Source organism: Polaromonas sp. P1_F8 (assembly GCF_056405635.1).
Window position 1 is genome coordinate 525,001 of the sequence record NZ_JBFUBS010000002.1, and the last position, 21,922, is coordinate 546,922.

Here is a 21,922-nt window from a genome sequence, read left to right on the forward strand (position 1 = left end):
TTTCGCGGTAGCTGCAAATCCCGAAGAATTTGTTCGCTGTGTTCAGCAGAGCCATCGACTATAGCACGGTTGTTTTGCGCTTTTCAAGCAGCACTTAAAAAACTTTCTCAACTTACGCGTTGTTCACTATAAGAGGCAGCGAGCGCAAGCGCTTCCCTGTCAGTGCATAGAGGGCATTTCCCAATGCGGGCGCCAATGGCGGCACACCTGGTTCGCCTGCGCCGCCAGGTGTTCTCTCGCTGGGGACAATATGAGTCTGCACAACGGGCGCCTGCGCCAGTCCCACCATGGCGTACTGGGGGAAATTCTTCTGGCGCACGACACCTTCTTCTATATCTATGCGGCCATACAGCGCTGCGGTCAGCGCAAAGATAACGCTCCCCTCCATTTGCTGTGCCACGATGCCCGGGTTCACAACCGTACCGCAATCCACAGCACACACCACGCGGTGGACGCGCGGCATGCCATTGAGCAATGACACCTCCACGACCTGCGCCACGATGGATCCAAATGATTCATGCAGGGCGAGGCCGCGGGCCCGCCCCTCGGGCAAAGCGCCGCCCCAGCCAGCCTTGAGTGCAGCCAGTTCCAGCACGGCCAGATGCCGGGGTGCTTCGTCCAGCAAGGAACGCCGGAAAGCGAGAGGATCCCGTCCAGTCGCCCAAGCCAGCTCATCCAGGAAGCTTTCTGAAAAGAACGCGTTATGCGAATGCCCCACCGAACGCCAGTAGCCGACAGGTACGCCCGAGCGCATGGCCACATGCGACATGGACTGGCTGGCAAAGCCGTAAGGCAGATCGAACAATCCTTCCGCAGCGCTCTTGTCGGGAGTATCAAAGGGCCCGGACAGGGCCGGCAGGTTGCGTTCTAGCCATCTAGGCGTAATGGCGTCGCCGGCAGACTTGATGGACAGGCAGGTGACGTCGCCCTTTTCGTCCAGGGAGGCCCTCAGCCTGGCTACCTGCATGGGCCGGTAAAAGTCGTGCGTGGTGTCTTCTTCGCGCGACCAGATCAGTTGCACAGGCCTGCCCCCACACTCCACGGCAATGCGCACTGCCTGCGCCACGCAGTCGACCTCCAGCCGGCGGCCAAAGCCGCCGCCCAGCAAGGTGACAGTGACATGGACATCTTCCTGAGCCACCCCAGCCACCCGTGCGGCAACGGCCACAGCCATCTGCGGCACCTGGGTGGGCGCCCAGAGCCATACCTTGCCGCCCATGACTTGCGCGGTGCAGTTCATGGGCTCAAGCGTGGCGTGGGCCAGGTAGGGCGCACGATAAAGTGCCTCGATTTTCCGCACAGCGGACGCCTCGGCCTTGCCGGCATCACCTTTTTCATAAAAGACATGGCCTTCTTCACGTGCCAGAGCGGTTTCCAGCGATTGTTCAATCACGCGCGTGTCCAGCGCGCCAGCGGGTCGCTGCTGCCATTCGACCGGCACCATCAAGGCCGCCTGCTGGGCATGCCACCAGGTCTTACCCACCACGGCAAAGCCGGCAGTAGAGCCCGCATAGGCCGGCAGCCGCACCAGGCGCTCCACACCCGGCAAGGCCAGCGCCGTATTGACCTGGATCGCACCCGCTGAACCGCCCAGCATGGGACAAAGCCGGATCGCCGCATACACCATGCCCGGCAACCGGACATCGAGGCCAAAAACAGCCGTGCCATTGACCTTGGCAGGTAAATCCAGCCGCGGGGCGCTGCGCCCTATCAGCTTCCAGTCCCCGCGGCTTTTGAGTGTCACGTCGCCCGGCGGAGTCGCTGCGGCAAATTTCGCCAGTTCACCGTAGTGGGATGAGGGACCTGAAGGGTGCGAAATCACGCCGTTTTTGACTGTGAGCTCATCCACCGGCAATTTCCAGTCCAGCGAGGCGGCCCCCAGCAGGGATGCCCTGGCCGTGGCAGCGGCCAGCCGCACCACGTCCCAGGCATCCGCCAGGCTTGAGGAACCCCCTGTCGCGTTGATGCCGAGCTCACGGGCAACCTTGCCCATCATCCACTCGCCGATCCTGACCGGTGTGGGGCGAACCCTGGGGGCGCCTTCCCTGGCAAAGTCATCGACGTCCAGTGGATGAAACGGCAGGCTGCCCACCAGCATCGCGACATTGCCGTAAATAGCGTCGGATCCCGCCTGCGCCACGGTCACCCGCTGCAACGGCACGTCAAGCTCTTCGGCCACCAGCATGGCCAGCGCCGTGTGCACGCCCTGGCCCATTTCGCTGCGCGGCATGGCCAGTACCACGCTGCCGTCCGCCCGGATCTTGATCCAGCCGTTGAACACCGCGCCGTCCAGCTCGGGAATGCTCGCAGGCCAGGGTTTGGCCGGGCTGCCCAGCCGGGAGCGCGCCGGCAACAGGCTCCAGCCCACCAGCAATGCGCCCGCCGCACCGGTTGCACTGAGCAGCCAGGCCCTTCTTTTCATGTCCGGGCCTTCTGCAGCACGCCTGGCGCCATGCCGGCCGCGCGCTTGATGGCCACCCGGATGCGCTGGTAAGTGCCGCAGCGGCAGATATTGGTCATGGCGGCATCGATGTCCGCATCTGTCGGCTTGGGGATTTTGTCGAGCAGGGCGGCGGCCGCCATCAACATGCCCGACTGGCAATAGCCGCATTGGGGCACCTGCTCGGCAATCCAGGCGGCCTGCAGGGCGTGGGGCTTGCCCGGCGCACCCAGCGCTTCAATGGTCTGAATTCGCTTGCCCATCACGGCGGACACCGGGACGACACAGGACCGCACCGCTTCGCCGTCCACCCGCACTGTGCAAGCGCCACACGCGGCCACGCCGCATCCGAACTTGGTGCCCGTCATGTTCAGCACGTCGCGCAGCAGCCAGAGCAAGGGCATGCCGGGATCGGCGTCGGCCTGAACGGCCCGGCCATTGATTTGCAGTTCCAAGGTCCCTCCTTCAGCGATCGAATCGCCGGAACGGACGACTATATCGGCGAGGCTTGGCAAGCGATAGGGCGCAGATGCGACACCGGCCACTCACGTAATAACTTGTATTTAAGGGATGGCACTTAGGGGGGCGTCATGTGACCAAAGGCGGGCCCTGCAGGGCCGATGAAGGGCCTATATAGACACCGCGTCGCGGCAGGGGCGGATAATCTGCCCCCTTATGGCACTTATTACCTTACTGGACGCCCAACTCGCTTTTGGGCACGTCGCACTGCTGGATCACGCAGATTTTTCCCTTGAAACCAACCAGCGGATCGGCCTGATCGGCCGCAACGGCACGGGCAAGTCATCCCTGCTGAAAATTCTCGCCGGCCTCGAAAAACCCGATGACGGCACGCTGCAGCTGCAGCAGAACCTGCGCATCGCCTATGTGCCGCAAGAGCCCAGCCTGGACCCGCACGCTACTGTTTTTATAGCTGCCAGCGCAGGACTGGCGCGCACCAGGCACGTAGTTGAGCAATATCTCGCGGCCGACGAGCATACCGACCTGGACGCCCTGCAGTCGGAAATCGAGGCGCTGGACGGCTGGACCTGGGAGCAGCGCGTCGAAGAAACCCTGCACCGCCTGCACCTGGACAAAGACGCCATCGTCGGCTCGCTTTCGGGCGGCACCAAAAAACGCGTGGCTCTGGCCCAGGCGCTGGTCGCCAAGCCCGACGTGCTGCTGCTCGACGAGCCGACCAACCACCTGGACCTCGATTCCATCGCCTGGCTGGAGGATTTGCTGGTCAATTTCAACGGAAGCATCATTACCATCACCCATGACCGGGCCTTCCTGGACCAGGTCGCCACCGTCATCGTCGAGCTCGACCGCGGCAAGCTCAACAGTTACCCCGGCAACTTTGCCCAGTACCTGGTGCAAAAAGAAGAGCAGATGGCGCAGGAAGCCGTCATCAATGCCAAGGCCGACAAGCTGCTGGCGCAAGAAGAGGTGTGGATCCGCAAGGGCGTGGAGGCGCGCCGCACCCGCAGCGTGGCCCGCATTGGACGCCTCGAAGCCCTGCGCGACAACCGTGCGGCACGGCGTGATGCGGTGGGCCGCGTCAACCTGGACGTCTCCAGCGGCGAGAAGAGCGGCAAGATCGTCGCCGAGCTCACCGACGTGAGCAAAAGCTTCGGCCACCCGGGCAGCGAAAAAATCATCGTCAACAAGTTCACCGGCACGCTGCTGCGCGGCGACAAGGTCGGCCTGCTCGGCCCGAACGGCGCCGGCAAGACCACGCTGCTCAAGCTCATCCTGGGCGAGTTGCAGCCCGACGTGACAAACCCGCCCGGCAAAATCCGCCAGGGTGCCAACCTGCAGGTCGCGTACTTTGACCAGATGCGCGACAGCCTGGACCTGGACGCCACGCTGGAAGACTTCATCAGCCCCGGCAGCGAGTGGGTCGAAATCAACGGCCAGAAAAAACACGTCAAGAGCTATTTGACGGACTTTCTGTTCTCGCCCCAGCGTGCGAACTCACCCGTGCGCACTTTGTCAGGCGGCGAGCGCAACCGGCTGCTGCTGGCGCGCCTGTTTGCCCGGCCGGCCAATGTGTTGGTGCTGGACGAGCCGACCAACGACCTGGACATCGACACCCTCGAATTGCTGGAAGACCTGCTGCAAAACTACGAAGGCACGGTTTTCCTGGTCAGCCACGACAGGCGCTTCCTGGACAACGTGGTCACCAGCACCATCGCCTATGAGGGCACGCCCGAGAACCCCGGCTTCTGGCGCGAATACGAGGGCGGCGTGACCGACTGGATCACGCAATCCAAGCGCGCAGCGCAGATCACCGGTGCCAACAAGCCCGCCAGCAGCCCCGCCGGCAGCAAAATTTCAAGCAAAACAAGCCCGCAGCCCAATAAGGACGAGCGCGAGCAGCTATCAAAAAAGAAGCTGAGCTACAAAGAGCAGCGCGAGCTCGACGGCCTGCCGGCGCTGATCCAGCAATTGGAGTCGCAGCAAAAAGCCATCGAGCAGGAGCTCTATGACGGCACGCTCTACACCACGAATGCCAAACGGGCGGCGGAACTCAACGCGCGCAACAGCAAGATCGAGGAAGAGCTGATGGCAGCGCTGCAGCGCTGGGAAATCCTGTCGTCATAACCGCGCCCATGCCCGCTGCATACGGGCCGGCTGCGGAAGTGACGCGCAGTCAAGCCGGGCGCCTACAAGAAGAATAGGCGCGGACGCAGGGTCCAGCGGCACCCAATACATCCCCTTACGCTAAAGTGCCTGCACGATGCAGACCACTTCCAGCGCCTTTCCCGGCACCCGTTTTTTCATCCCCCCTGCGGGCTGGCGGGCGTTGCAGGGGCTGGCGCTCGTTTTCGCCGCTCTCTGGGTGACGGGTTGCGCCTCGCTGCCCAGCGAGGTCGACCGCCCGGTGTCCACCGCGCTGGCCAACCCGGCCGAAACGCGCCTGGGCAGCCTGGTGGCGGCCCGTGCGGCCAAGGCCGGCACGCGAAACGATTCGGGGTTTGCGCTGGTCGGCGACGCAGAACTGGCTTTTACCAGCCGCATGACGCTGATCAAGGCAGCGCAAAAGACACTGGATATCCAGTACTACGCGATCTTTGCCGACGAAACCACCGAACGCATGTTTGACGCGCTGCGCGAAGCAGCGGGCCGCGGCGTGCGCATCCGCATCCTGCTGGACGACTTCAACACCTCAGGCAAAAACGCACAGGTGCTGAAGCTGGCTTTTGAGAAAAACATCGAGCTGCGCCTGTTCAACCCCCTGCCGGGCGGCCGCGGCTCCCTGATGTTCCGCATCCTGGGCAACCTCAAGGACACGGCGCGCATGCAGCGGCGCATGCACAACAAGATTTTTGTGGCGGACAACGCCGTGGCCATCACCGGCGGGCGCAACCTGGGCGAAACCTACTTCGGCCAGAGCACCGGCACCAATTTTGTGGACATCGACGTACTGGCGGCCGGCCGCATCGCGCAAGACCTGTCGCGCAGCTTTGACCAGTACTGGAACAACCCGCTGGCCTACCCGGTGCAGTCGCTGATGACCGAAAAGGAAATCGACGCACTCAAGCGCAAGCCGCCGGCCCCTGAAAACCCTTCCGGGCCGGTCGGCACAGCGCAGGCAGCGAACCTTCCGGCAGGTGACGGCACCGTGACGCCCTCGGCCCGGCCGGAACGGGCCACCTCCACACTGCCAACGCTGCCGGATTCGACCGACCTGCGGTTGTTGACCTGGACCTGGGCGCCGTCGGTGTTGCTGGTGGACAAGGCGTCCAAAATCGCCGCCGACGCCGACACGACCGAAGAATCGCAGGACACCACGGTGGACGGCCTGCTGCAGCTGATGTCGCAAGCCAAAAACAACCTGCTGATCGTTTCGCCCTACTTTGTGCCCGGCGAACGCATGATGAAACAGTTTTCCGAGATCCGGCAACGCGGTGTTCGTGTGCGGGTGCTCACCAACTCGCTGGCATCGAACGACGCGCCGGCGGCCCACGTCGGCTACGCCCGCTACCGCAAGGCCTTGCTGGAGATGGGCATCGAGATTTACGAAATGCGCGCCGAACAGGAAGGCTCTTTCAGCAGCTTTGGCTCGGCCGCCATTGCCGGCGGCTCGATCGGGGGATCAACCGGTGGCTCCACCGGCGGGTCGCGCGCCAGCCTACATTCCAAGGTCGTTGTCATGGACGACCGGATGCTGGTCGTGGGGTCCATGAACCTGGACCTGCGCTCGCAGCTGCAAAACAGCGAAGTGGCTATCGTCATCCGCAACCGCAGCATCTCAGCCGAGGCCACACGGCTGATCGAACCCACGCTGGCTTCAGGCGCCTACCGGGTCGAGCTGGAGAACGGCCGGCTGGTCTGGCGTGCGCCGCAGGGCTCGCCCCTCAAGGACTCCCTGATCGAGCCGGATGCCAGCTGGGGACTGCAACTGATGCTCAAGCTGATCGGGCCGTTCGCGCCGGACGAAATGCTTTGAAGATGGGGGCTTTGGCTCATCAAGCGGCCGCCGCGGCCTTTTGAATGGCTTCCCGGTGGGCGCCCGACTCGTCCTGAAACCCTGCTGATTGCTGGTTCACATGGCGCCCCTGCCGCGCAGTGCCCTGTCGGCCGGAACGCAGCGGCGCAGCCGGCCGTGCCGCACCCAGCAGATCGGCCAGGCAACTGGGGCGGCCGCGTGCACCGCTGGCCAGGTAGTCGGCCAGCAGGGCGTTGCGCACATCTGCGCTGGCCAAGCCCCGCACTGCGGTGAGGTGCTCAAACAGAAAATCCACCAGCTTCTCGGGTGCGAACTCATGGGTTTTGCCGGTGCTGGCCCAGAGCCAGTCGCTGAACTTCAGAAAGTGGCCGAACGCCGAGCCGGGGGTCAGCAGCAGCTGGAGCCCCCGCGCAAAACGCCCTGAATTGGCCAGCATTTCCCAATACCGCGCAAAGCGATTGATGCGCTGCATGGTGACAAAGTCGATCGTGGAGTTCTGCAAAATCGTATACGGCGTCTGCGGGTCATACGCCATGGCAAACTCCGCCGTGTGCCGGGTGATGGGTGTGCCGCGCAGGCGCTTCAGGATGCCGAACTGGATTTCATGCGGCGCCAGTTCATGCAGGCGATCAAAACCCTGGGCGAAGCTCTCCAGCGTCTCGCCGGGCAAACCGAAGATCAGGTCTGCGTGCACATGGGCCTGGCTTTCGTTCACCAGCCAGCGCAAGTTGTCCGCGGTCCTGGCGTTGTCCTGCTTGCGCGAAATGCGCTGCTGCACCTCGGGGTTGAAGCTCTGGATACCGACTTCAAACTGAAGCGAACCTGCCGGGAACTGCGCAATCAGCGCTTTGAGCCGGTCGGGCAGGCTGTCGGGCACCACTTCAAAATGCACAAACAGGTCAGGCGCCATCCGGTCCAGGAAAAACTGCAGGATGCGCACCGAGTTCTCGACCTTCAGGTTGAACGTGCGGTCCACAAACTTGAAGTTGCGTGCGCCGCGCCGGTAGAGCGCGTCCATCTCGGCCATAAACGCGTCCAGGTCAAAAGCCCAGGCGGTCTTGTCGAGCGAGCTCAGGCAGAACTCGCACTTGAAGGGGCAGCCGCGCGAGGCTTCGACATACAGCAACCGTTTGGCAAGGTCTTCGTCGGTGTATTCGCCATAAGGCAGGGCCAGCGCCTCCAGTGCCGGCTGCTCCCCCGCAACGACCTTCATCAGCGGTTGCGGGCCCTCGAGCAAGGCACGGCAGAGCTTGGGAAAACTCACATCGCCCCAGCCGGTGACCACATGGTCGGCCAGGCGGCAGATTTCCTGTTCGCCCGTCTCGTAACTGACCTCGGGTCCGCCCAGCACCACCTTGATGCCGGGCCTCAGGGTTTTGAGCAGGCGCACGACCTGGGTGGTTTCCACCACGTTCCATATATAAATGCCGAGGCCGATGACTTCAGGATCGAGCGCCAGCAACTCCTCGACGATCTGCATGGGCCGTTGCTGGATCACGAATTCGCGCAGCAACGTTTGTGCACGAAGGCCGGGGCCGCCATGCAGGTCCATATTGGCCAGCAGGTACCGCAGGCCCAGCGAAGCGTGGATGTACTTCGCGTTGAGGGTGGCGAGGACAATGCGCGGCATGCCCCTATTATCTGGGCTGACTCTGAAAACGGCTGTAATAAGGCAGCGTGAAACCGGACTAACCATCATCGAGCAATGCCCGCACGCTGTCTTGCCCCCTAGCCTTCCAGGAACTAATCTCTGCGCCACCCGCTCACACTTGCACAATGAATGCCCTGCGTTTTCCGTTTGCCAAGCTAGCCGCTACATTTTTGATAGCTGCCTGCGCAATCCCCGTGCCCGCCAGCGCTCAAAAAGCCTTTAGCGACATTCTGGGAAAAGGCACGCAGAGCGCCACCCGTGCGGTGGTCACGACGGAGCAGGTCAGTGCCGAACTGCTGGCCTGGGCGCCGGAAGGCGTGGAGCCCGGCAAGCCGGTCTGGGTGGGGCTGCGGCTCACGCACCAGCCCGAATGGCATACCTACTGGAAAAACTCCGGCGACTCCGGGTTGCCGACGCAGCTCGACTGGCAATTGCCCGCCGGCATCACTGCAGGCGATATCGCCTGGCCGACACCGAAAAAAATCCCGATTGGCACGCTGGCCAACTACGGCTATGAAAAGGCGGTGCTGCTGCCCGTGCCTTTGACCGTGGCGCCCGGTTTCGCCGCCAGGCAGCTGGACGTCAAACTCAAGGCGTCCTGGCTGGTCTGCCGCAAGGAATGCATTCCGCAAGAGGGTGACTTTTCACTGAGCATCCCGGTGCGAAGCTCGACCGCCTCCAGTGGCCAGTTGTTTCAGGACACGTTCGCAGCCACGCCCAAAGCACTGGCGGCCGGCGCCAGCAAAGTGGCCGTCGAAGGCAAGGCGATCAGCATCTCCCTGGCCGGCTTGCCTGCCGCCCTGCAGGGCAAAACACTGGCGCTGTACCCCGAAACCGGTAGCGTGATCGAGCCCGCCGCCCCTTGGCAACAGGCTTGGCAAGGCGCGGTATGGACGGCCCAGGTGCCCCTGTCGGGCCAGCGAACTGAAAGCCCGGCCAGCATGCCGCTGGTGGTGGCCCTGGAGAACACTGCCTATCGCATTGACGCGCCGGTCAAAGGCCCCTGGCCTGCGCCAGCGGCCGCCACCGTCGTGCCGCCCGCACTTGAAGCGGCCTTGCGCGCCAACGCGTCGGCCGGTGCGGCACCCGTGCAAACCAGCGCCCCACCGGTCGGCCTCATCGCCGCCCTGCTGGGTGCATTGCTCGGAGGGCTGATCCTCAACCTCATGCCCTGTGTGTTTCCGGTGCTGGCCATCAAGGTGGTGGGTTTTGTGCAGGTGAAGGACCAGGCCACGCGCCTGACCACCGGCTTGGCTTACACCGTGGGTGTGGTGGTGTCTTTCCTGGCGCTGGGTGCGCTGCTGATGGGTTTGCGCGCAGCGGGCGATCAGCTCGGCTGGGGCTTTCAGCTGCAGAACCCGGCGGTAGTGGCGCTGCTGGCGGCACTGTTCACCTTGCTGGGGCTAAACCTGGCGGGCCTGTTTGAATTCGGCAATGTCCTGCCGGGCCGGCTCGCCGGCTGGCAGGCGAAAAATCCCACCGTCAACGCATTTTTGTCGGGTGTGCTGGCCACCGCCATTGCATCGCCATGCACCGCTCCCTTCATGGGCGCCTCGCTGGGCTATGCGGTGGGGCTTCCGGCGCCTGAAGCTCTCGCGATCTTCGCGGCCATCGGCGTGGGTATGGCGTTGCCGTATCTGGCGGCGAGCGCCATACCGGCCGTGGCAAGAACGCTGCCGCGTCCCGGCCCCTGGATGGTGACCTTCAAGCAGCTGATGGCTTTCCCGATGTTTGCCACGGTCGCCTGGCTGGTCTGGGTGCTGGGCCAGCAAAGCGGCATCGACGGCGCGGGCGCGTTGCTGGCCCTGCTGGTGTTGATGGCGCTGGCGATCTGGGCTTTTACCCTGCGCGGCACGGCGCGCACGCTGTTGGCAACCTTTTCCGTGGCGTTGGGCGCGTTGGGGCTATGGGCCATTGGCCCGAACATCACCAAACCCACGGCCCTGGTGTCGGCAATACCGGCAGCGGGCGGTTGGCAGGCCTGGGAGCCGGGTCGGGTTGACCAGCTCACCGCGCAAGGGCAAAGTGTGTTCGTGGATTTCACCGCCGCCTGGTGCGTGACCTGCCAGTACAACAAAAAGACCACCCTCTCGAATGCGTCGGTACTGGCCGACATCGAAACGAAGAACGTGGCGCTGTTGCGTGCCGACTGGACGCGGCGCGACCCGGCAGTGACAGCGGCACTGAAGCAACTGGGCCGCAACGGTGTACCGGTATATGTGATTTACAAGCCCGGCCGTGCGCCGGTCGTGCTGTCGGAGATTCTGTCGATTGACGACGTGAGGGCCGAACTGGCCAAGCTGTAAAGAACCTGTTGTCGTGTTGTTGATTTCTTCCTGAAGGAGTTCAAGCCATGTTGAATACCCCTCTGAGGCCCGTCCGGGCACTTACCCGCCGCAACTTTTCCGGCGCTCTCGTTGCCGCCCCCTGGCTGGCGTCGGCCGCTTTTTCCGTGCAGGCGGCCACAGCAAGTGTCGGCCAGGCAGCCCCCGACTTTTCGGCCCCCGACACGGCTGGCAAGACCCGCAACCTGGGCGATTACAGCGGCAAGCTGGTGGTGCTGGAATGGACCAATCCGGGCTGCCCTTTTGTGCGCAAGCACTACAGCGGCAACATGCAAGGCCTGCAAAAGGAGTTCACCGCGAAAGGCGTGGTGTGGCTGTCCATCAACTCCACGGAGGCCGAAAGCGGCGACTACCTGGCGCCAGCCAAACTGGCCAGCTGGATGGCCGAAAAACAGGGCCAACCGACTGCGACACTGATGGACGAGTCAGGCAGGATCGGCCAGCTTTACGGCGCCAAGACGACACCGCACATGTACATCATCAGTCCGCAGGGCCAGCTGATTTACGCAGGAGGCATTGACAGCATCCCTTCCGCCCGCGTTGACGATATCAAGACCGCCACCAATTACGTGCGCCAGGGCCTGACCGAAGCGCTGGGCGGCAAGCCCTTGAGCGTAGCGACCAGCCGGGCTTATGGCTGCTCCGTCAAATACAAGGCATAGACCAGCTTAAATAGATAAACAGAGCCTGAACCGTGTCCGGCAACGCCGGTCCAAGCCAGACCAACACAAAGCCCAGCCATGAACCCCTTGCCACCTGCAGAGCGCATGCCGCACATCCTCAACCACTGCCGCACCATCGCGGTAGTGGGCTTGTCGCCCAAGCCCCACCGCGCCAGCTTTGATGTGGCGCGCTACATGCAGGCCAATGGCTACCGCATCATCCCGGTCAACCCGAACGCCGCCGAGGTGCTTGGTGAAAAGGCCTATTCGACGCTGACTGAAGCCGCGCAGCACGAAAAGATCGACCTGGTGAACTGCTTTCGCAACAGCGAAGATATTCCGCCAGTGGTCGACGAAGCCATTGCGATAGGCGCCAAGGCCGTGTGGATGCAGCTCGGAATTTCCAATCCGGCAGCCGCCGCCAAGGCAGAAGCCGCAGGCTTGCTGGTGGTACAGGACCACTGCCTCAAGATTGACCACCGTGTGCTGCTATCCCGCGGACTGTTGCACCCGATTGCCCAAGTGGGCGCGGCTTCCGCCTGAGCTTGCCCCTGCGGCCGGCGGCAGCCCGGGAAAGCCATGCTTGCGCGGCGCGGCGCAGCCGCTGAAAATGCCCCATGTCCCTGCGCACGGCACCCATCTCCCTTCCCGCACCAGCCATTTCTCCTTCCATTTTTTCATTCTTCCGCCCTCCCCTGTTGCTGGCCCTGGCTGCATTGGCCGGCTGCGCCAGCCAGGCGCCCACGCACAAGGGCGAAGCACAGGCCGCCCCGATGGCCGCCAGCGAGATCGGCCAGTCGGACGTGAACCGCATGGCCACCCTGGGCATGCGCGATAACCTGGAGGGTTTGCTGCGCCTGGCCGACAAGCTGTACCGGCGCAACCCGGCGGAATGGCGAAAAACCAGCACGCTCGGACGCGACGCGGCCCTTGCCCAGCTGCGCGTGGCGGTCGACACCCGCACACCCTGGCCCGAACTGCAGGGTAAGCGCGACATCGCCGCGCTGTCGCTGGCGCTGGGCCCCGACTTCAAGGGCGACCGCGTGGCGGCGTTCATTTATGCCAGCGCCGACATGGTGGTCACGGCCCACGGCGGGAAAACAGCGTATTACCTGACCGACAGCCTGGATGCGCAATACATCTACAACGCCGCCCGCAACATTGAAATCGCCGTATGGATGCTGTCCAACCGGCGCAATGCCGCAGGCCAGCCCTTGCTGCTGGCCGACGAAATCACCGAGCGCGAGCGCAACCTGAGCTTTGAACGCGAGTTCGGCAAAATCATTGGCCGGCTGGATCTGTTGTCCTCCGTGTTGACGGAGAAATACCGGCGCGCCGTCATCACGTATGTGCAGAACCTGCTGGGTGGGACGTTTCTCCAGTTCTTGCCCGTCAGGTAGTCTCTTGTCTTAACCAAGTGACAGCACGGAACCGGCTTCGCCGGGCCGTAGATGTCGCCCCCTGAGGGGGAATCCCGCTACACGAAGTGAGCGGAGAAGGGGGAGACACGTCTTAGGGCGGAGACAATAGGCTTTTTGCCAATCGCCTTTCCGGAAGATGCCATGCCCGACAACTATTTGCCCGAAGTCAGAAGCCAGTACGAGGCGCTGCCTTATCCGCCTTGCAATCCGCAGGACGACCACAAGCGCCTGGTGCGGACGTGGCTGGAAGATTTGCCCATGATCAATCACTACTGCTTTGCGGGAAAGCAGTCGTTCCAGAAGGGCTTTCGTGCGCTGGTGGCGGGCGGCGGCACCGGTGACGCCACCATTTTCCTGGCCGAGCAGTTGCGCGACACCGACGCACAAATCGTGCATCTCGACATGAGCGGAGCCAGCATCGCGCTGGCGAAGGAGCGCGCGCAGATTCGCGGGCTGGCAAACATCACCTGGGTTCACGATTCATTGCTGAACCTGCCGGCCCTGGCGGCAGAGCTCGGCATCTTCGACTACATCAATTGCAGCGGCGTGCTGCACCATCTGGCCGATCCCGATCTGGGATTCAAGGCGCTGCGCAGCGTGCTCAAGGACGATGGCGCCATCGGACTCATGGTGTATGCCACCACGGGCCGCACCGGCGTATACCAGATGCAGGAGCTCATGCGCCTGGTCAACGGCGACGAGGCGGATGCACAGCGAAAAATCGCCAACACGCGCGACTTGCTGGCCAGCCTGCCCGCCACCAACTGGTTCAAGCGCAGCGAAGACCTGCACCACGACCACAAGATGGGCGACGCAGGCATCTACGACCTGCTGCTGCATTCGCAGGACCGCTCATACAGCGTGGGCGAGCTGTTTGACTGGCTGGGCGACGAAGCGGATGGCGCAAAGAGCGGACACGGCATGCACCTGGAGTTCACCGATGTACAGCGCGGCCTTTCGCCTTATTTGCCGCACATGGTGCTGGGAAGCAAGCCACCGGCCATGGCCGCGGCATTGCGCAAACTGCCACGGCGCCAACAGTACGAAATGGCCGAACTGATGGCCGGTACCCTCATCACCCATTCGCTATACGTCACGCACGGTGACACTTGCAAGGCGCCCTATGGCGACGCGGAATACGTGCCGTTTTTCTACCACGAGCCCCTGACCGGCGAACTTGCCGCGCAGGTGTTCGGCAGCAACCGGGGCCAGCCCTTCATGCTCAGGCACCAGCATTCAGGCATCGCGGTCATGGTCAATCCCGGGAAATACGGCGCGAAGATTCTTTCGCTGGTGGATGGCCAGAGGAGTTTTGGCGAAATCTTCGACCAGTTCCGCGCTGCATGGCAAGGCAAGGCCGCGGCACCCGACAATGCCACGCTGTTTGCCGACTTCGCCGAATCTTTTGGCACGCTGGCGGCCCTCGACAGACTGCTGCTCAGGCATCCCTCGGCCGGCCCGTTAGCGGCCGGATAAGCATCCCGTCAGGGGTCCGGCCGGGCGGCACTCATGCGGCCGAGCCGGACAATTTGGGTGCCGCCAGGGGCTCTGCAGCCTGCAGATCCACCACCAGCACAAGCTCTCCGCCAAACCGGCCTATGCCCAGGCCACTCATCAGGCGTTGTTCTTCCTCGGCTGTGGCCATGCGCAGGAAGCACAGGGCCTGTTGCTTGCCGGCGTGGGAGGCCGGCAGGATATTGAGCTGGGTGACGGAGCCGAAACGGGAACACATGTTCCTGAGGACCGTTTGCAAAGTGTCGATATCGGGGCATTGCTGCAATTGATCGAGTTCAAGAGGGGGCATTTGTGCTTCGCTGAAGAGGAAAGATCACGGAAATCGGGAGAGCTGAGCAGGCAAGAGCGATAGGTGATGAGAGGTGTTGCAGCATGCAACGCGCTACCGCCAGGTACGGTGAGGCAGCGACAGAGAGCAGCGTAGGACAAATTCGCTTCCGGGTACGCAACAGAACGTTTTGCAACGCTTTATGGTCAACACTTGCAAATCTCACACGTCGCTGACGTCAATTCGCAGCGCTATGCATCAGCATCAAAGGCTGTAGTTTGAAAAGCAGGTGTTGCTCCCGTGTCCGTTTCCACTGTCGATCCAGCGTTTGCGCTGCACGTCCTGCCGCAGGGTGGCGAAGAGCACGATGCCACGCGTCCAACCAACGCCGACCGGCTTACCCGGCTGGCAGCCCGGTCCTGCGCCACGCCGATTGCCATCATGGTGGCGATGGAAAACGGGCAGCCGGCTTTCAGGTCGGGCACCGGCTTCGCTCCGCATGAGCGTGAAGGCCTGGTGACGCTCTGCGCCGCCACACTGGAAAACCCGCCGCGCCAGCCGCTGATACCTGCCCGTTGTGCTCCCGGCATCAACTTTTACCGCGGCGTGCCGCTGGCCGGCGGTGACGGCATTTTGCTGGGCGTACTGGCCGTCATGGACAGGGTTCCGCGGAGTCTGGACGCTGCGCAAGAGGAAGACCAGGACACGCTTGCCGGATTGATCGCTGCGCAACTGAACCTGCAGCAGCATGCGCTGCGAACCGCAGGGGCAGAAGAACACGAGGAACCTGGGGACAGCGCAGCCGGTACGACCGGCCAGCAGACCGAAGAAGACGCCCAGCGGCTGGCCACCCGCCTGGGCATCACGCTGGAAAGCATCACTGAGGGGTTTTACACGCTGGATCCGCAATGGCGCTTTACCTACCTCAACCGGGAAGGTGCGCGGCTGCTCCGCCGGCCCAGCAAGGACCTGCTGGGCAAAAGCATCTGGAAGGAATTTCCGGGCGCCATCAACACCTCGTTTTCCGAGCAGGTCCGGGCCGCGGTTGCGGGCAACTACCAGGTGGAATTTGAAGCCCTCTATGCACCGCTGGACAAATGGTTCGAGATCCGCGCCTACCCGTTTCCGGACGGAGTCGCCATCTACTTTCGTGATATCAGCGAACGACGCAAGGCCAGGGAACAGCTCATGCTGCTGGAGACAAGCATCTCCCGCCTCAACGATATCGTGCTCATCACGGAAGCGGTACCTTCCGGAAAACCGGGCTTGCGCATCATTTTTGTCAACAACGCCTTCGAGCAACATACCGGTTATAGCCCGGAAGAGGCCCTCGGCCATTCGCCGCGCCTGCTGTGCGGGCCGTTAACCCAACGCAGCGAACTGGAGCGCATCAGCGCCGCCTTTCAGAAAGGCGAACCTGTTCAGGCCGAACTCATCACCTACAAGAAAAACGGCAGGCACTTCTGGATGGAAGTCGACATCGTGCCGGTCGCGGATGACGCCGGCGTTTTCTTTACCCATTGGGTTGCGGTGGGGCGCGACATCACGCGCCGCAAGGTGGCGGAGAGTGAAATCAAGCACCTGGCTTTCTACGACCCGCTGACGCAGCTGCCCAATCGCCAGCTGCTGATGGACAGGCTGCAAAAAGCACTCACCCACAACTACAGGCACCCACGCGAAGCCGCGCTGATGTTCATCGACCTGGACAATTTCAAGACGCTCAACGACACCATGGGCCACCAGAAGGGAGACCTGTTGCTGCAACAGGTGGCCAAGCGCCTGGCGGCCTGCCTGGAGCAGCCCGACACGGTGGCACGGCTGGGCGGGGACGAATTTGTGGTCATGCTGGAAGACCTGGGCCAGGATCCTCGCGCAGCGGCCGCAAAAGCTGAAGCGGTGGGCACGCGGATCCTTGCCGCGCTGAGCGAGCCCTACAACCTGGCGGGCTACCAGCACTACAGCACCTGCAGCATCGGCATTACCTCGTTCAACCAGACCCTGGACAACATCGGGGACCTGCTCAAGCAGGCTGACCTGGCCATGTACCAGGCCAAGATGTCGGGGCGCAATACCATCTGCTTTTTCAACCCGGCGATGCAGGCCGCCGTCACCGCCAGCGCCGCGCTGCAGTCGGACTTGCGCCAGGGCCTGCGTGAAAAGCAGTTCCTCCTGTACTACCAGCCGCAGGTGGGGCGTGACGGGCGCATGACGGGCGTCGAGGCGCTGTTGCGCTGGCAGCACGGCGCGCGTGGCCTGGTACAGCCGTCCGAGTTCATTCCGGCGGCGGAGGAGGCCGGGCTGATACTGCCGCTGGGCCAATGGGCGCTCGAGACAGCCTGCCGACAGCTCGCAGCATGGGCCCATCGCCCTGAAACCGCAGCCTTCAGCGTGGCCGTCAACGTGAGCGTGCGGCAATTCCGCCACCCGGAGTTCGTGGACCTTGTCATGGCTGCGCTCAAGGAGACGAAAGTCAGCCCGCACAAGCTCAAACTGGAGCTGACCGAAAGTCTGCTCGCCGAAAACATGGATGTCACCATCACAAAAATGGCCCGGCTCAAGAAGATGGGCGTGACCCTTTCCATTGACGATTTCGGCATGGGCTATTCCTCACTCTCATGCCTGAAGCGCTTGCCGCTGGATCAATTGAAAATCGACAAGTCTTTTGTGGAAGACATCCTGCGCGACCCTAACGACGCCGCCATCGCACGCACCATCATTGGCCTGGCGCAAAGCCTGGGGCTGGGCGTGGTGGCGGAAGGCGTTGAGACCGAAGCCCAGCGCGACTTTCTGTCGCGCCACGGTTGCGACTGCTACCAGGGCTATCTGTTCTGCAAGCCCCTGCCCATCGACGAGCTCGAAGCCTTCATCAAGACACTTCGGATTTAAAGGTGACGGCAGGCAATGGTGCGGCCTTGTGGTGTTCCAGCCGAACGATCACCTCCTTGACGATGCCGTACATCACCGCGCGGTCGCGGTCAGGGTGGTCCGCGAAATGCACCGTCGTAGACCCTAGCGTCACGCCCCCGGCGTCATAGCTCACTGTGATGCCGTAGGCTGTCATCAGTGGCCCGCAGGCACGCCAGTCGCGCGTCCACTGCGGCAAAACCTTGTTACTGTCCCAGAGAGTGCCTGCGCTTTCGTAGCATTCCTCGATGTGCGCATGGCCCAGCAGCTGCGCCAGATGCCGCTCCCTGGCGATGCAGCTGCGGAAATACTCCTGGTCGTTCATGCGCATGAAACACCTCTTTTCGGACCCGGCGGGGTCCATGAGGCCATGGTAAATCCGAACCCGCTCAAGTGCCAGCCCTGCGGATATCCCGCGATGGGAGGGCCCGCCTCACACCTGAGACAATCAGGGCATGTTCGCACCCCTTCAAAACGACACCTTTTTGCGCGCCTGCCTGCGCCAGGCCACCACCCATACTCCCGTCTGGCTGATGCGCCAGGCCGGCCGCTATTTGCCCGAGTACCGCGCCACGCGCGCCCAGGCCGGCAGTTTCATGGGCCTGGCCACCAACACCGACTACGCCACCGAAGTCACGCTGCAGCCGCTTGAGCGTTACCCGCTGGATGCCGCCATCCTGTTCAGCGACATCCTGACCGTGCCCGATGCCATGGGCCTGGGCCTGTCGTTCGCGCTGGGCGAAGGCCCGCGCTTTGCCACGCCGGTACGCGACGAGGCTGCTGTGGCCAGGCTGGAAGTGCCGGACATGAACAAGCTGGGCTATGTGTTTGACGCCGTGACGTCAATCCGCAAGGCCCTGAACGGCCGCGTGCCGCTGATCGGCTTTTCGGGCAGCCCCTGGACGCTGGCCTGCTACATGGTCGAAGGCGCGGGCTCCGACGACTACCGCCTGGTCAAGACCATGCTGTACCAGCGCCCGGACCTGATGCACAAAATGCTTACCGTGAACGCCGACGCGGTTGCCTCCTATCTGAACGCACAGATTGAGGCTGGCGCCCAGGCCGTGATGATTTTTGACAGCTGGGGCGGCGTGCTGGCCGACGCGGCCTTCAAAACCTTCAGCCTGGCCTACACGGCCCGCGTGCTGGCCCAGCTCAAACGTGAGCACGAGGGCGTCAAGATCCCCCGCCTCGTCTTCACCAAAGGCGGCGGCCAGTGGCTCGAAGCCATGGCGCAGCTCGATTGCGAGGTGCTGGGACTGGACTGGACGGTCAACCTGGCCAGGGCGCGCGCGCTGGTCGGTGAAAACGGACCACATGCCAAAGCCTTGCAGGGCAACCTGGACCCCAACGTGCTGTTTGCCAACCCGGCGCAGATAGAAGCCGAGGTGAAAAGCGTGCTGGACAGCTTTGGCAAGCCCCATATTGATGCCCACGAGCCTGGACCGGCCCATATTTTCAACCTGGGGCATGGCATCAGCCAATACACGCCACCCGAAAGTGTGGAAGTGCTGGTGCGCGCAGTACACGCTCACTCTCGCAGCATGCGCGGCGCTGGTACCTAAACTTTCCGCCTACGTCCAGAAAAGGCCACGGGATGAATGATTTCAACCATGGCTAGCACAAAACCGGGCGACGGCGCCCGGACTTATGCACAAAATTCGTGTTGCGGTGCCGCAATGGTGAACCCAGGCAGCATGCTTCGCTATCAAAGCAATAGCGCACGTAAGTTATTGATTTATATAGAGACTTTAAATTGCTTTTTTTCCGGGCAGTTTAAGAAAAGCCTTGATTTACAAGGCTTCGCGACGCGCCAAGGCAAGCTATCAACAAAGTTATCCACAGAAAATCTGGAAATCTGTAAAGCGATGGTAAATCAAGGACTTAGCGCACTATCTGGATGTACTTCTCAAGAAGTAAACACATTTAGTTACTCCAAATGAGCTATTGGCTTCAAGTTGCCGTTGCCGCGCCCGCGCACAGTTCCATCGCCGGGCCACTGACCTACCAGAGTGAATTGCCACTTGCTGTCGGCTCCCTGGTGCGGGTGCCGCTGGGCAAACGCGAAGTCCTTGGGGTGGTGTGGGGAGTGGTACCTGACAGTGGAACGCTGCTGGAAATACAGACGCGTCATGTCACCGGTGTGCTGGAAGGGCTGCAGCCTCTTTCGGCGACCTGGCAAAAACTGGTGACGTTCACCGCCGCTTATTACCAGCGCTCCCTGGGCGAGGTGGCGCTGGCGGCATTGCCGCCGCAACTGCGCGACCTCAGCAATATCCAGCTGGCGCGGCGGCTCAAGCGCCCGGTTGCGGACACCAGCGGCCCGCAGGACACCGCGGCGCTGATGCCGCTCAGTGCGCAGCAGGCCCTTGCCCTGGCTGAATATGACACCGATACCCGGCCCGCGCTGCTGTTCGGCGCCACCGGCAGCGGCAAAACCGAGGTTTACCTGCGCGCCGCGGCCCGCGTGCTGGAGCAGGACCCCACAGCCCAGGTGCTGGTGATGGTGCCCGAGATCAACCTCACGCCCCAGTTGCAGTCGCGCTTTGAAGAACGGTTTGCCCACCTGGGCAAAGAGCGCGTGGTGGCCTTGCACAGCGGCCTGACCCCAGCCCAGCGCCTGAAAAGCTGGCTGGCGGCCCATGCCGGCCATGCGCGCCTGGTGCTGGGCACGCGCATGGCGGTGTTTGCCTCCATGCCGAATCTGCGCCTGCTGGTGGTCGACGAGGAACACGACCCAAGCTACAAGCAACAAGAGGGCGCACGCTATTCCGCCCGCGACCTGGCTGTCTACCGCGCCAAGATCGAAACCGAAGACGCCACGCATGGCCATGGTCCTTGCAGGGTGCTGCTCGGTTCGGCCACGCCATCATTGGAGAGCTGGCAGGCGACACTGGCGGGCCGCTACCAACGCCTCACAATGAGTGAACGCATCGGTGACGTGGCCCCCACGCTTTTCGCTTCGCGTAATGCGCTGCCCCCCGAGGGGGCCAATTTTCCTAGGGGCGGCCCGTCGGAAAATTCCTCAGCGACGAGCTCTTCAGGAGGCCTGCCCACAGTTCGGCGCGTGGACATGAACCACCAGCCCAAGCACTGCGTGATTGCGCCGCCGCTGCTGGATGCCATCGCACAACGCGTGGCGCGCGGCGAGCAGTCGCTGATCTTTTTAAACCGGCGCGGTTATGCACCTGTGCTGGCCTGCCACGACTGCGGCTGGAAAAGCGAGTGCCCGCATTGCAGCGCGTTTCGTGTCTTCCACAAGATAGACCGGACCCTTCGCTGTCACCACTGCGGCTTTACCGAACGCGTGCCGCGCGCCTGCCCGAGCTGTGGCAACATCGACATCGCGCCCGTGGGACGCGGCACCGAACGGCTGGAAGAACATTTGGCCGAATTGCTGGCCGGCGTGAAGCGGCCAGACGGCGAGCCGCCGCGCATTGCCCGCATTGATGCCGACACGACACGGCTCAAAGGCGCGCTCGAATCACAATTGGCCAGCGTGCATGCGGGCGAAGTCGACGTGCTGGTCGGCACGCAGATGATTGCCAAGGGCCACGACTTTCGCCACATCACGCTGGTGGCGGCTATCAACCCCGACGGCGCGCTGTTCTCTAGCGACTTCCGCGCCCCCGAGCGCCTCTTCAGTCTTTTGATGCAGGCCGGCGGCCGCGCAGGCCGTGATGCAAGGCACAGCGACGCCAGCGAGATGTGGGTGCAAACCTTTCATCCCGCCCATCCGCTGTTTGAAGCACTCAAAAAGCACGACTACCCGGGTTTTGCCGACCAGCAGCTGGCAGAACGCGAAGCGGCAGGCATGTCGCCCTTTGGCTTTTCAGCGCTGGTGCGCGCCGAGGCACGCGAGCAGTCCGTCGCACAAGGATTTCTCAACGCGGCAGCCGCCCAGGCCGAGGCGCAGCAACTCACGGGCCACGGGCAAGTCACCGCCTACCCAGCCGTGCCGATGACGATACAGCGCGTGGCCAATATCGAGCGCGCGCAGATGCTGGTCGAAAGCCCGTCACGCGCGGCGCTGCAACGCTTTCTGGCGGCCTGGCAGCCGGTGCTGTTTGAAACGCGCCAGCAGGCTGAATTCAAAAGCCTGATTCGCTGGGCGATTGATGTGGATCCGATTGCGATTTGATCGACACCTGCCAACAGAACGCCTGCCTGGACTGACCAGCTATGCAGAATGTTCACCGCGCTTTCGGTCTTGGAGTTCCGGCTCTAGTTGCAGCTGCCGATGGTTGCGCGCACTTCGCCAGA

At 62.9% G+C, this 21,922-nt stretch carries 16 protein-coding genes; 11 read left to right on the forward strand and 5 right to left on the reverse strand.

The genetic code is table 11. The annotated features are described in order from the left end of the window. Nucleotides 1–112: 112 nt before the first annotated feature. Entirely contained in the window at nt 113–2,422 is a 2,310-nt protein-coding gene (locus AC1D1J_RS11370; protein ID WP_477694736.1) for a xanthine dehydrogenase family protein molybdopterin-binding subunit, read from the reverse strand. Continuing rightward, nucleotides 2,419–2,895, reverse strand: coding sequence for a (2Fe-2S)-binding protein (locus AC1D1J_RS11375; protein ID WP_477694737.1), 477 nt, complete (start codon nt 2,893–2,895; stop codon nt 2,419–2,421). Before AC1D1J_RS11375 ends, AC1D1J_RS11370 begins: the two co-directional genes overlap by 4 nt. Before the next feature lie 220 nt (nt 2,896–3,115). Here AC1D1J_RS11375 and AC1D1J_RS11380 point away from each other — a divergent pair, with 220 nt between their 5' ends. Both AC1D1J_RS11380 and AC1D1J_RS11385 read left to right on the forward strand, forming a co-directional pair. Continuing rightward, nucleotides 3,116–5,044 (forward strand): ATP-binding cassette domain-containing protein, encoded by a 1,929-nt coding sequence (locus AC1D1J_RS11380; protein WP_477694738.1) that lies wholly within the window; start codon nt 3,116–3,118, stop codon nt 5,042–5,044. Between the two features lie 136 nt (nt 5,045–5,180). Then, entirely contained in the window at nt 5,181–6,893 is a 1,713-nt protein-coding gene (locus AC1D1J_RS11385; protein WP_477688483.1) for a phospholipase D-like domain-containing protein, read from the forward strand. Between the two features lie 19 nt (nt 6,894–6,912). Here the strand turns inward: AC1D1J_RS11385 and AC1D1J_RS11390 are convergent, their stop codons facing one another. After that, nucleotides 6,913–8,523, reverse strand: a complete 1,611-nt coding sequence (locus tag AC1D1J_RS11390) for a B12-binding domain-containing radical SAM protein (protein WP_477688482.1) — start codon at nt 8,521–8,523, stop codon at nt 6,913–6,915. A gap of 146 nt (nt 8,524–8,669) precedes the next feature. Between AC1D1J_RS11390 and AC1D1J_RS11395 the strand changes: the two genes are divergently transcribed. From AC1D1J_RS11395 to AC1D1J_RS11415, 5 genes are all read left to right on the forward strand, one after another. Beyond that, nucleotides 8,670–10,850, forward strand: coding sequence for a protein-disulfide reductase DsbD family protein (locus tag AC1D1J_RS11395; protein WP_477694739.1), 2,181 nt, complete (start codon nt 8,670–8,672; stop codon nt 10,848–10,850). Nucleotides 10,851–10,897: 47 nt separating this feature from the next. Next, nucleotides 10,898–11,551 (forward strand): thioredoxin family protein, encoded by a 654-nt coding sequence (locus AC1D1J_RS11400; protein WP_477688480.1) that lies wholly within the window; start codon nt 10,898–10,900, stop codon nt 11,549–11,551. A gap of 78 nt (nt 11,552–11,629) precedes the next feature. Further along, the gene (locus AC1D1J_RS11405) at nt 11,630–12,094 is read left to right on the forward strand and encodes a CoA-binding protein (protein WP_477688479.1); all 465 of its coding nucleotides are present in this window, start codon (nt 11,630–11,632) and stop codon (nt 12,092–12,094) included. Nucleotides 12,095–12,168: 74 nt separating this feature from the next. Then, the gene (locus tag AC1D1J_RS11410; RefSeq protein WP_477688478.1) at nt 12,169–12,951 is read left to right on the forward strand and encodes a hypothetical protein; all 783 of its coding nucleotides are present in this window, start codon (nt 12,169–12,171) and stop codon (nt 12,949–12,951) included. Nucleotides 12,952–13,113: 162 nt separating this feature from the next. Further along, the gene (locus tag AC1D1J_RS11415; RefSeq protein ID WP_477694740.1) at nt 13,114–14,448 is read left to right on the forward strand and encodes a class I SAM-dependent methyltransferase; all 1,335 of its coding nucleotides are present in this window, start codon (nt 13,114–13,116) and stop codon (nt 14,446–14,448) included. A 31-nt stretch (nt 14,449–14,479) separates the two neighbouring features. Here the strand turns inward: AC1D1J_RS11415 and AC1D1J_RS11420 are convergent, their stop codons facing one another. Beyond that, a complete protein-coding gene (locus tag AC1D1J_RS11420; protein ID WP_477694741.1) occupies nt 14,480–14,776 on the reverse strand; it encodes a hypothetical protein in 297 nt (98 codons plus the stop codon). A gap of 279 nt (nt 14,777–15,055) precedes the next feature. On the opposite strand from AC1D1J_RS11420, the gene AC1D1J_RS11425 reads away from it, so the two are divergent. After that, nucleotides 15,056–17,641 carry a putative bifunctional diguanylate cyclase/phosphodiesterase gene (locus AC1D1J_RS11425; protein ID WP_477694742.1) on the forward strand — a complete coding sequence of 862 codons (2,586 nt, stop codon included), beginning with the start codon at nt 15,056–15,058 and terminating at the stop codon, nt 17,639–17,641. Here the strand turns inward: AC1D1J_RS11425 and AC1D1J_RS11430 are convergent. Then, nucleotides 17,622–17,990, reverse strand: coding sequence for an aminoacyl-tRNA synthetase (locus tag AC1D1J_RS11430; protein ID WP_477688475.1), 369 nt, complete (start codon nt 17,988–17,990; stop codon nt 17,622–17,624). The two genes, AC1D1J_RS11425 and AC1D1J_RS11430, sit on opposite strands and share 20 nt — an antisense overlap. Before the next feature lie 124 nt (nt 17,991–18,114). Here AC1D1J_RS11430 and hemE point away from each other — a divergent pair, with 124 nt between their 5' ends. From hemE to priA, 3 genes are read left to right on the forward strand one after another with little or no spacing between them, the layout of a single operon-like run. After that, complete coding sequence (hemE, locus tag AC1D1J_RS11435) at nt 18,115–19,224, forward strand: uroporphyrinogen decarboxylase (protein ID WP_477694743.1); 1,110 nt, start codon at nt 18,115–18,117, stop codon at nt 19,222–19,224. Nucleotides 19,225–19,260: 36 nt separating this feature from the next. After that, a complete protein-coding gene (locus AC1D1J_RS11440) occupies nt 19,261–19,602 on the forward strand; it encodes a hypothetical protein (RefSeq protein ID WP_477688473.1) in 342 nt (113 codons plus the stop codon). Beyond that, nucleotides 19,599–21,800 (forward strand): replication restart helicase PriA, encoded by a 2,202-nt coding sequence (priA, locus tag AC1D1J_RS11445; protein ID WP_477694744.1) that lies wholly within the window; start codon nt 19,599–19,601, stop codon nt 21,798–21,800. Before AC1D1J_RS11440 ends, priA begins: the two co-directional genes overlap by 4 nt. The last annotated feature ends 122 nt before the right edge of the window (nt 21,801–21,922 follow it).

Bases quoted from the DNA above. Each gene is read 5' to 3' on its own strand.
- AC1D1J_RS11370 (WP_477694736.1), bottom strand. From the start codon at position 2,422: ATGAAAAGAAGGGCCTGGCTGCTCAGTGCAACCGGTGCGGCGGGCGCA.
- AC1D1J_RS11380 (WP_477694738.1), top strand. From the start codon at position 3,116: ATGGCACTTATTACCTTACTGGACGCCCAACTCGCTTTTGGGCACGTC.
- AC1D1J_RS11385 (WP_477688483.1), top strand. From the start codon at position 5,181: ATGCAGACCACTTCCAGCGCCTTTCCCGGCACCCGTTTTTTCATCCCC.
- AC1D1J_RS11390 (WP_477688482.1), bottom strand. From the start codon at position 8,523: ATGCCGCGCATTGTCCTCGCCACCCTCAACGCGAAGTACATCCACGCT.
- AC1D1J_RS11395 (WP_477694739.1), top strand. From the start codon at position 8,670: ATGAATGCCCTGCGTTTTCCGTTTGCCAAGCTAGCCGCTACATTTTTG.
- AC1D1J_RS11400 (WP_477688480.1), top strand. From the start codon at position 10,898: ATGTTGAATACCCCTCTGAGGCCCGTCCGGGCACTTACCCGCCGCAAC.
- AC1D1J_RS11405 (WP_477688479.1), top strand. From the start codon at position 11,630: ATGAACCCCTTGCCACCTGCAGAGCGCATGCCGCACATCCTCAACCAC.
- AC1D1J_RS11410 (WP_477688478.1), top strand. From the start codon at position 12,169: ATGTCCCTGCGCACGGCACCCATCTCCCTTCCCGCACCAGCCATTTCT.
- AC1D1J_RS11415 (WP_477694740.1), top strand. From the start codon at position 13,114: ATGCCCGACAACTATTTGCCCGAAGTCAGAAGCCAGTACGAGGCGCTG.
- AC1D1J_RS11420 (WP_477694741.1), bottom strand. From the start codon at position 14,776: ATGCCCCCTCTTGAACTCGATCAATTGCAGCAATGCCCCGATATCGAC.
- AC1D1J_RS11430 (WP_477688475.1), bottom strand. From the start codon at position 17,990: ATGCGCATGAACGACCAGGAGTATTTCCGCAGCTGCATCGCCAGGGAG.
- hemE (WP_477694743.1), top strand. From the start codon at position 18,115: ATGTTCGCACCCCTTCAAAACGACACCTTTTTGCGCGCCTGCCTGCGC.
- AC1D1J_RS11440 (WP_477688473.1), top strand. From the start codon at position 19,261: ATGATTTCAACCATGGCTAGCACAAAACCGGGCGACGGCGCCCGGACT.
- priA (WP_477694744.1), top strand. From the start codon at position 19,599: ATGAGCTATTGGCTTCAAGTTGCCGTTGCCGCGCCCGCGCACAGTTCC.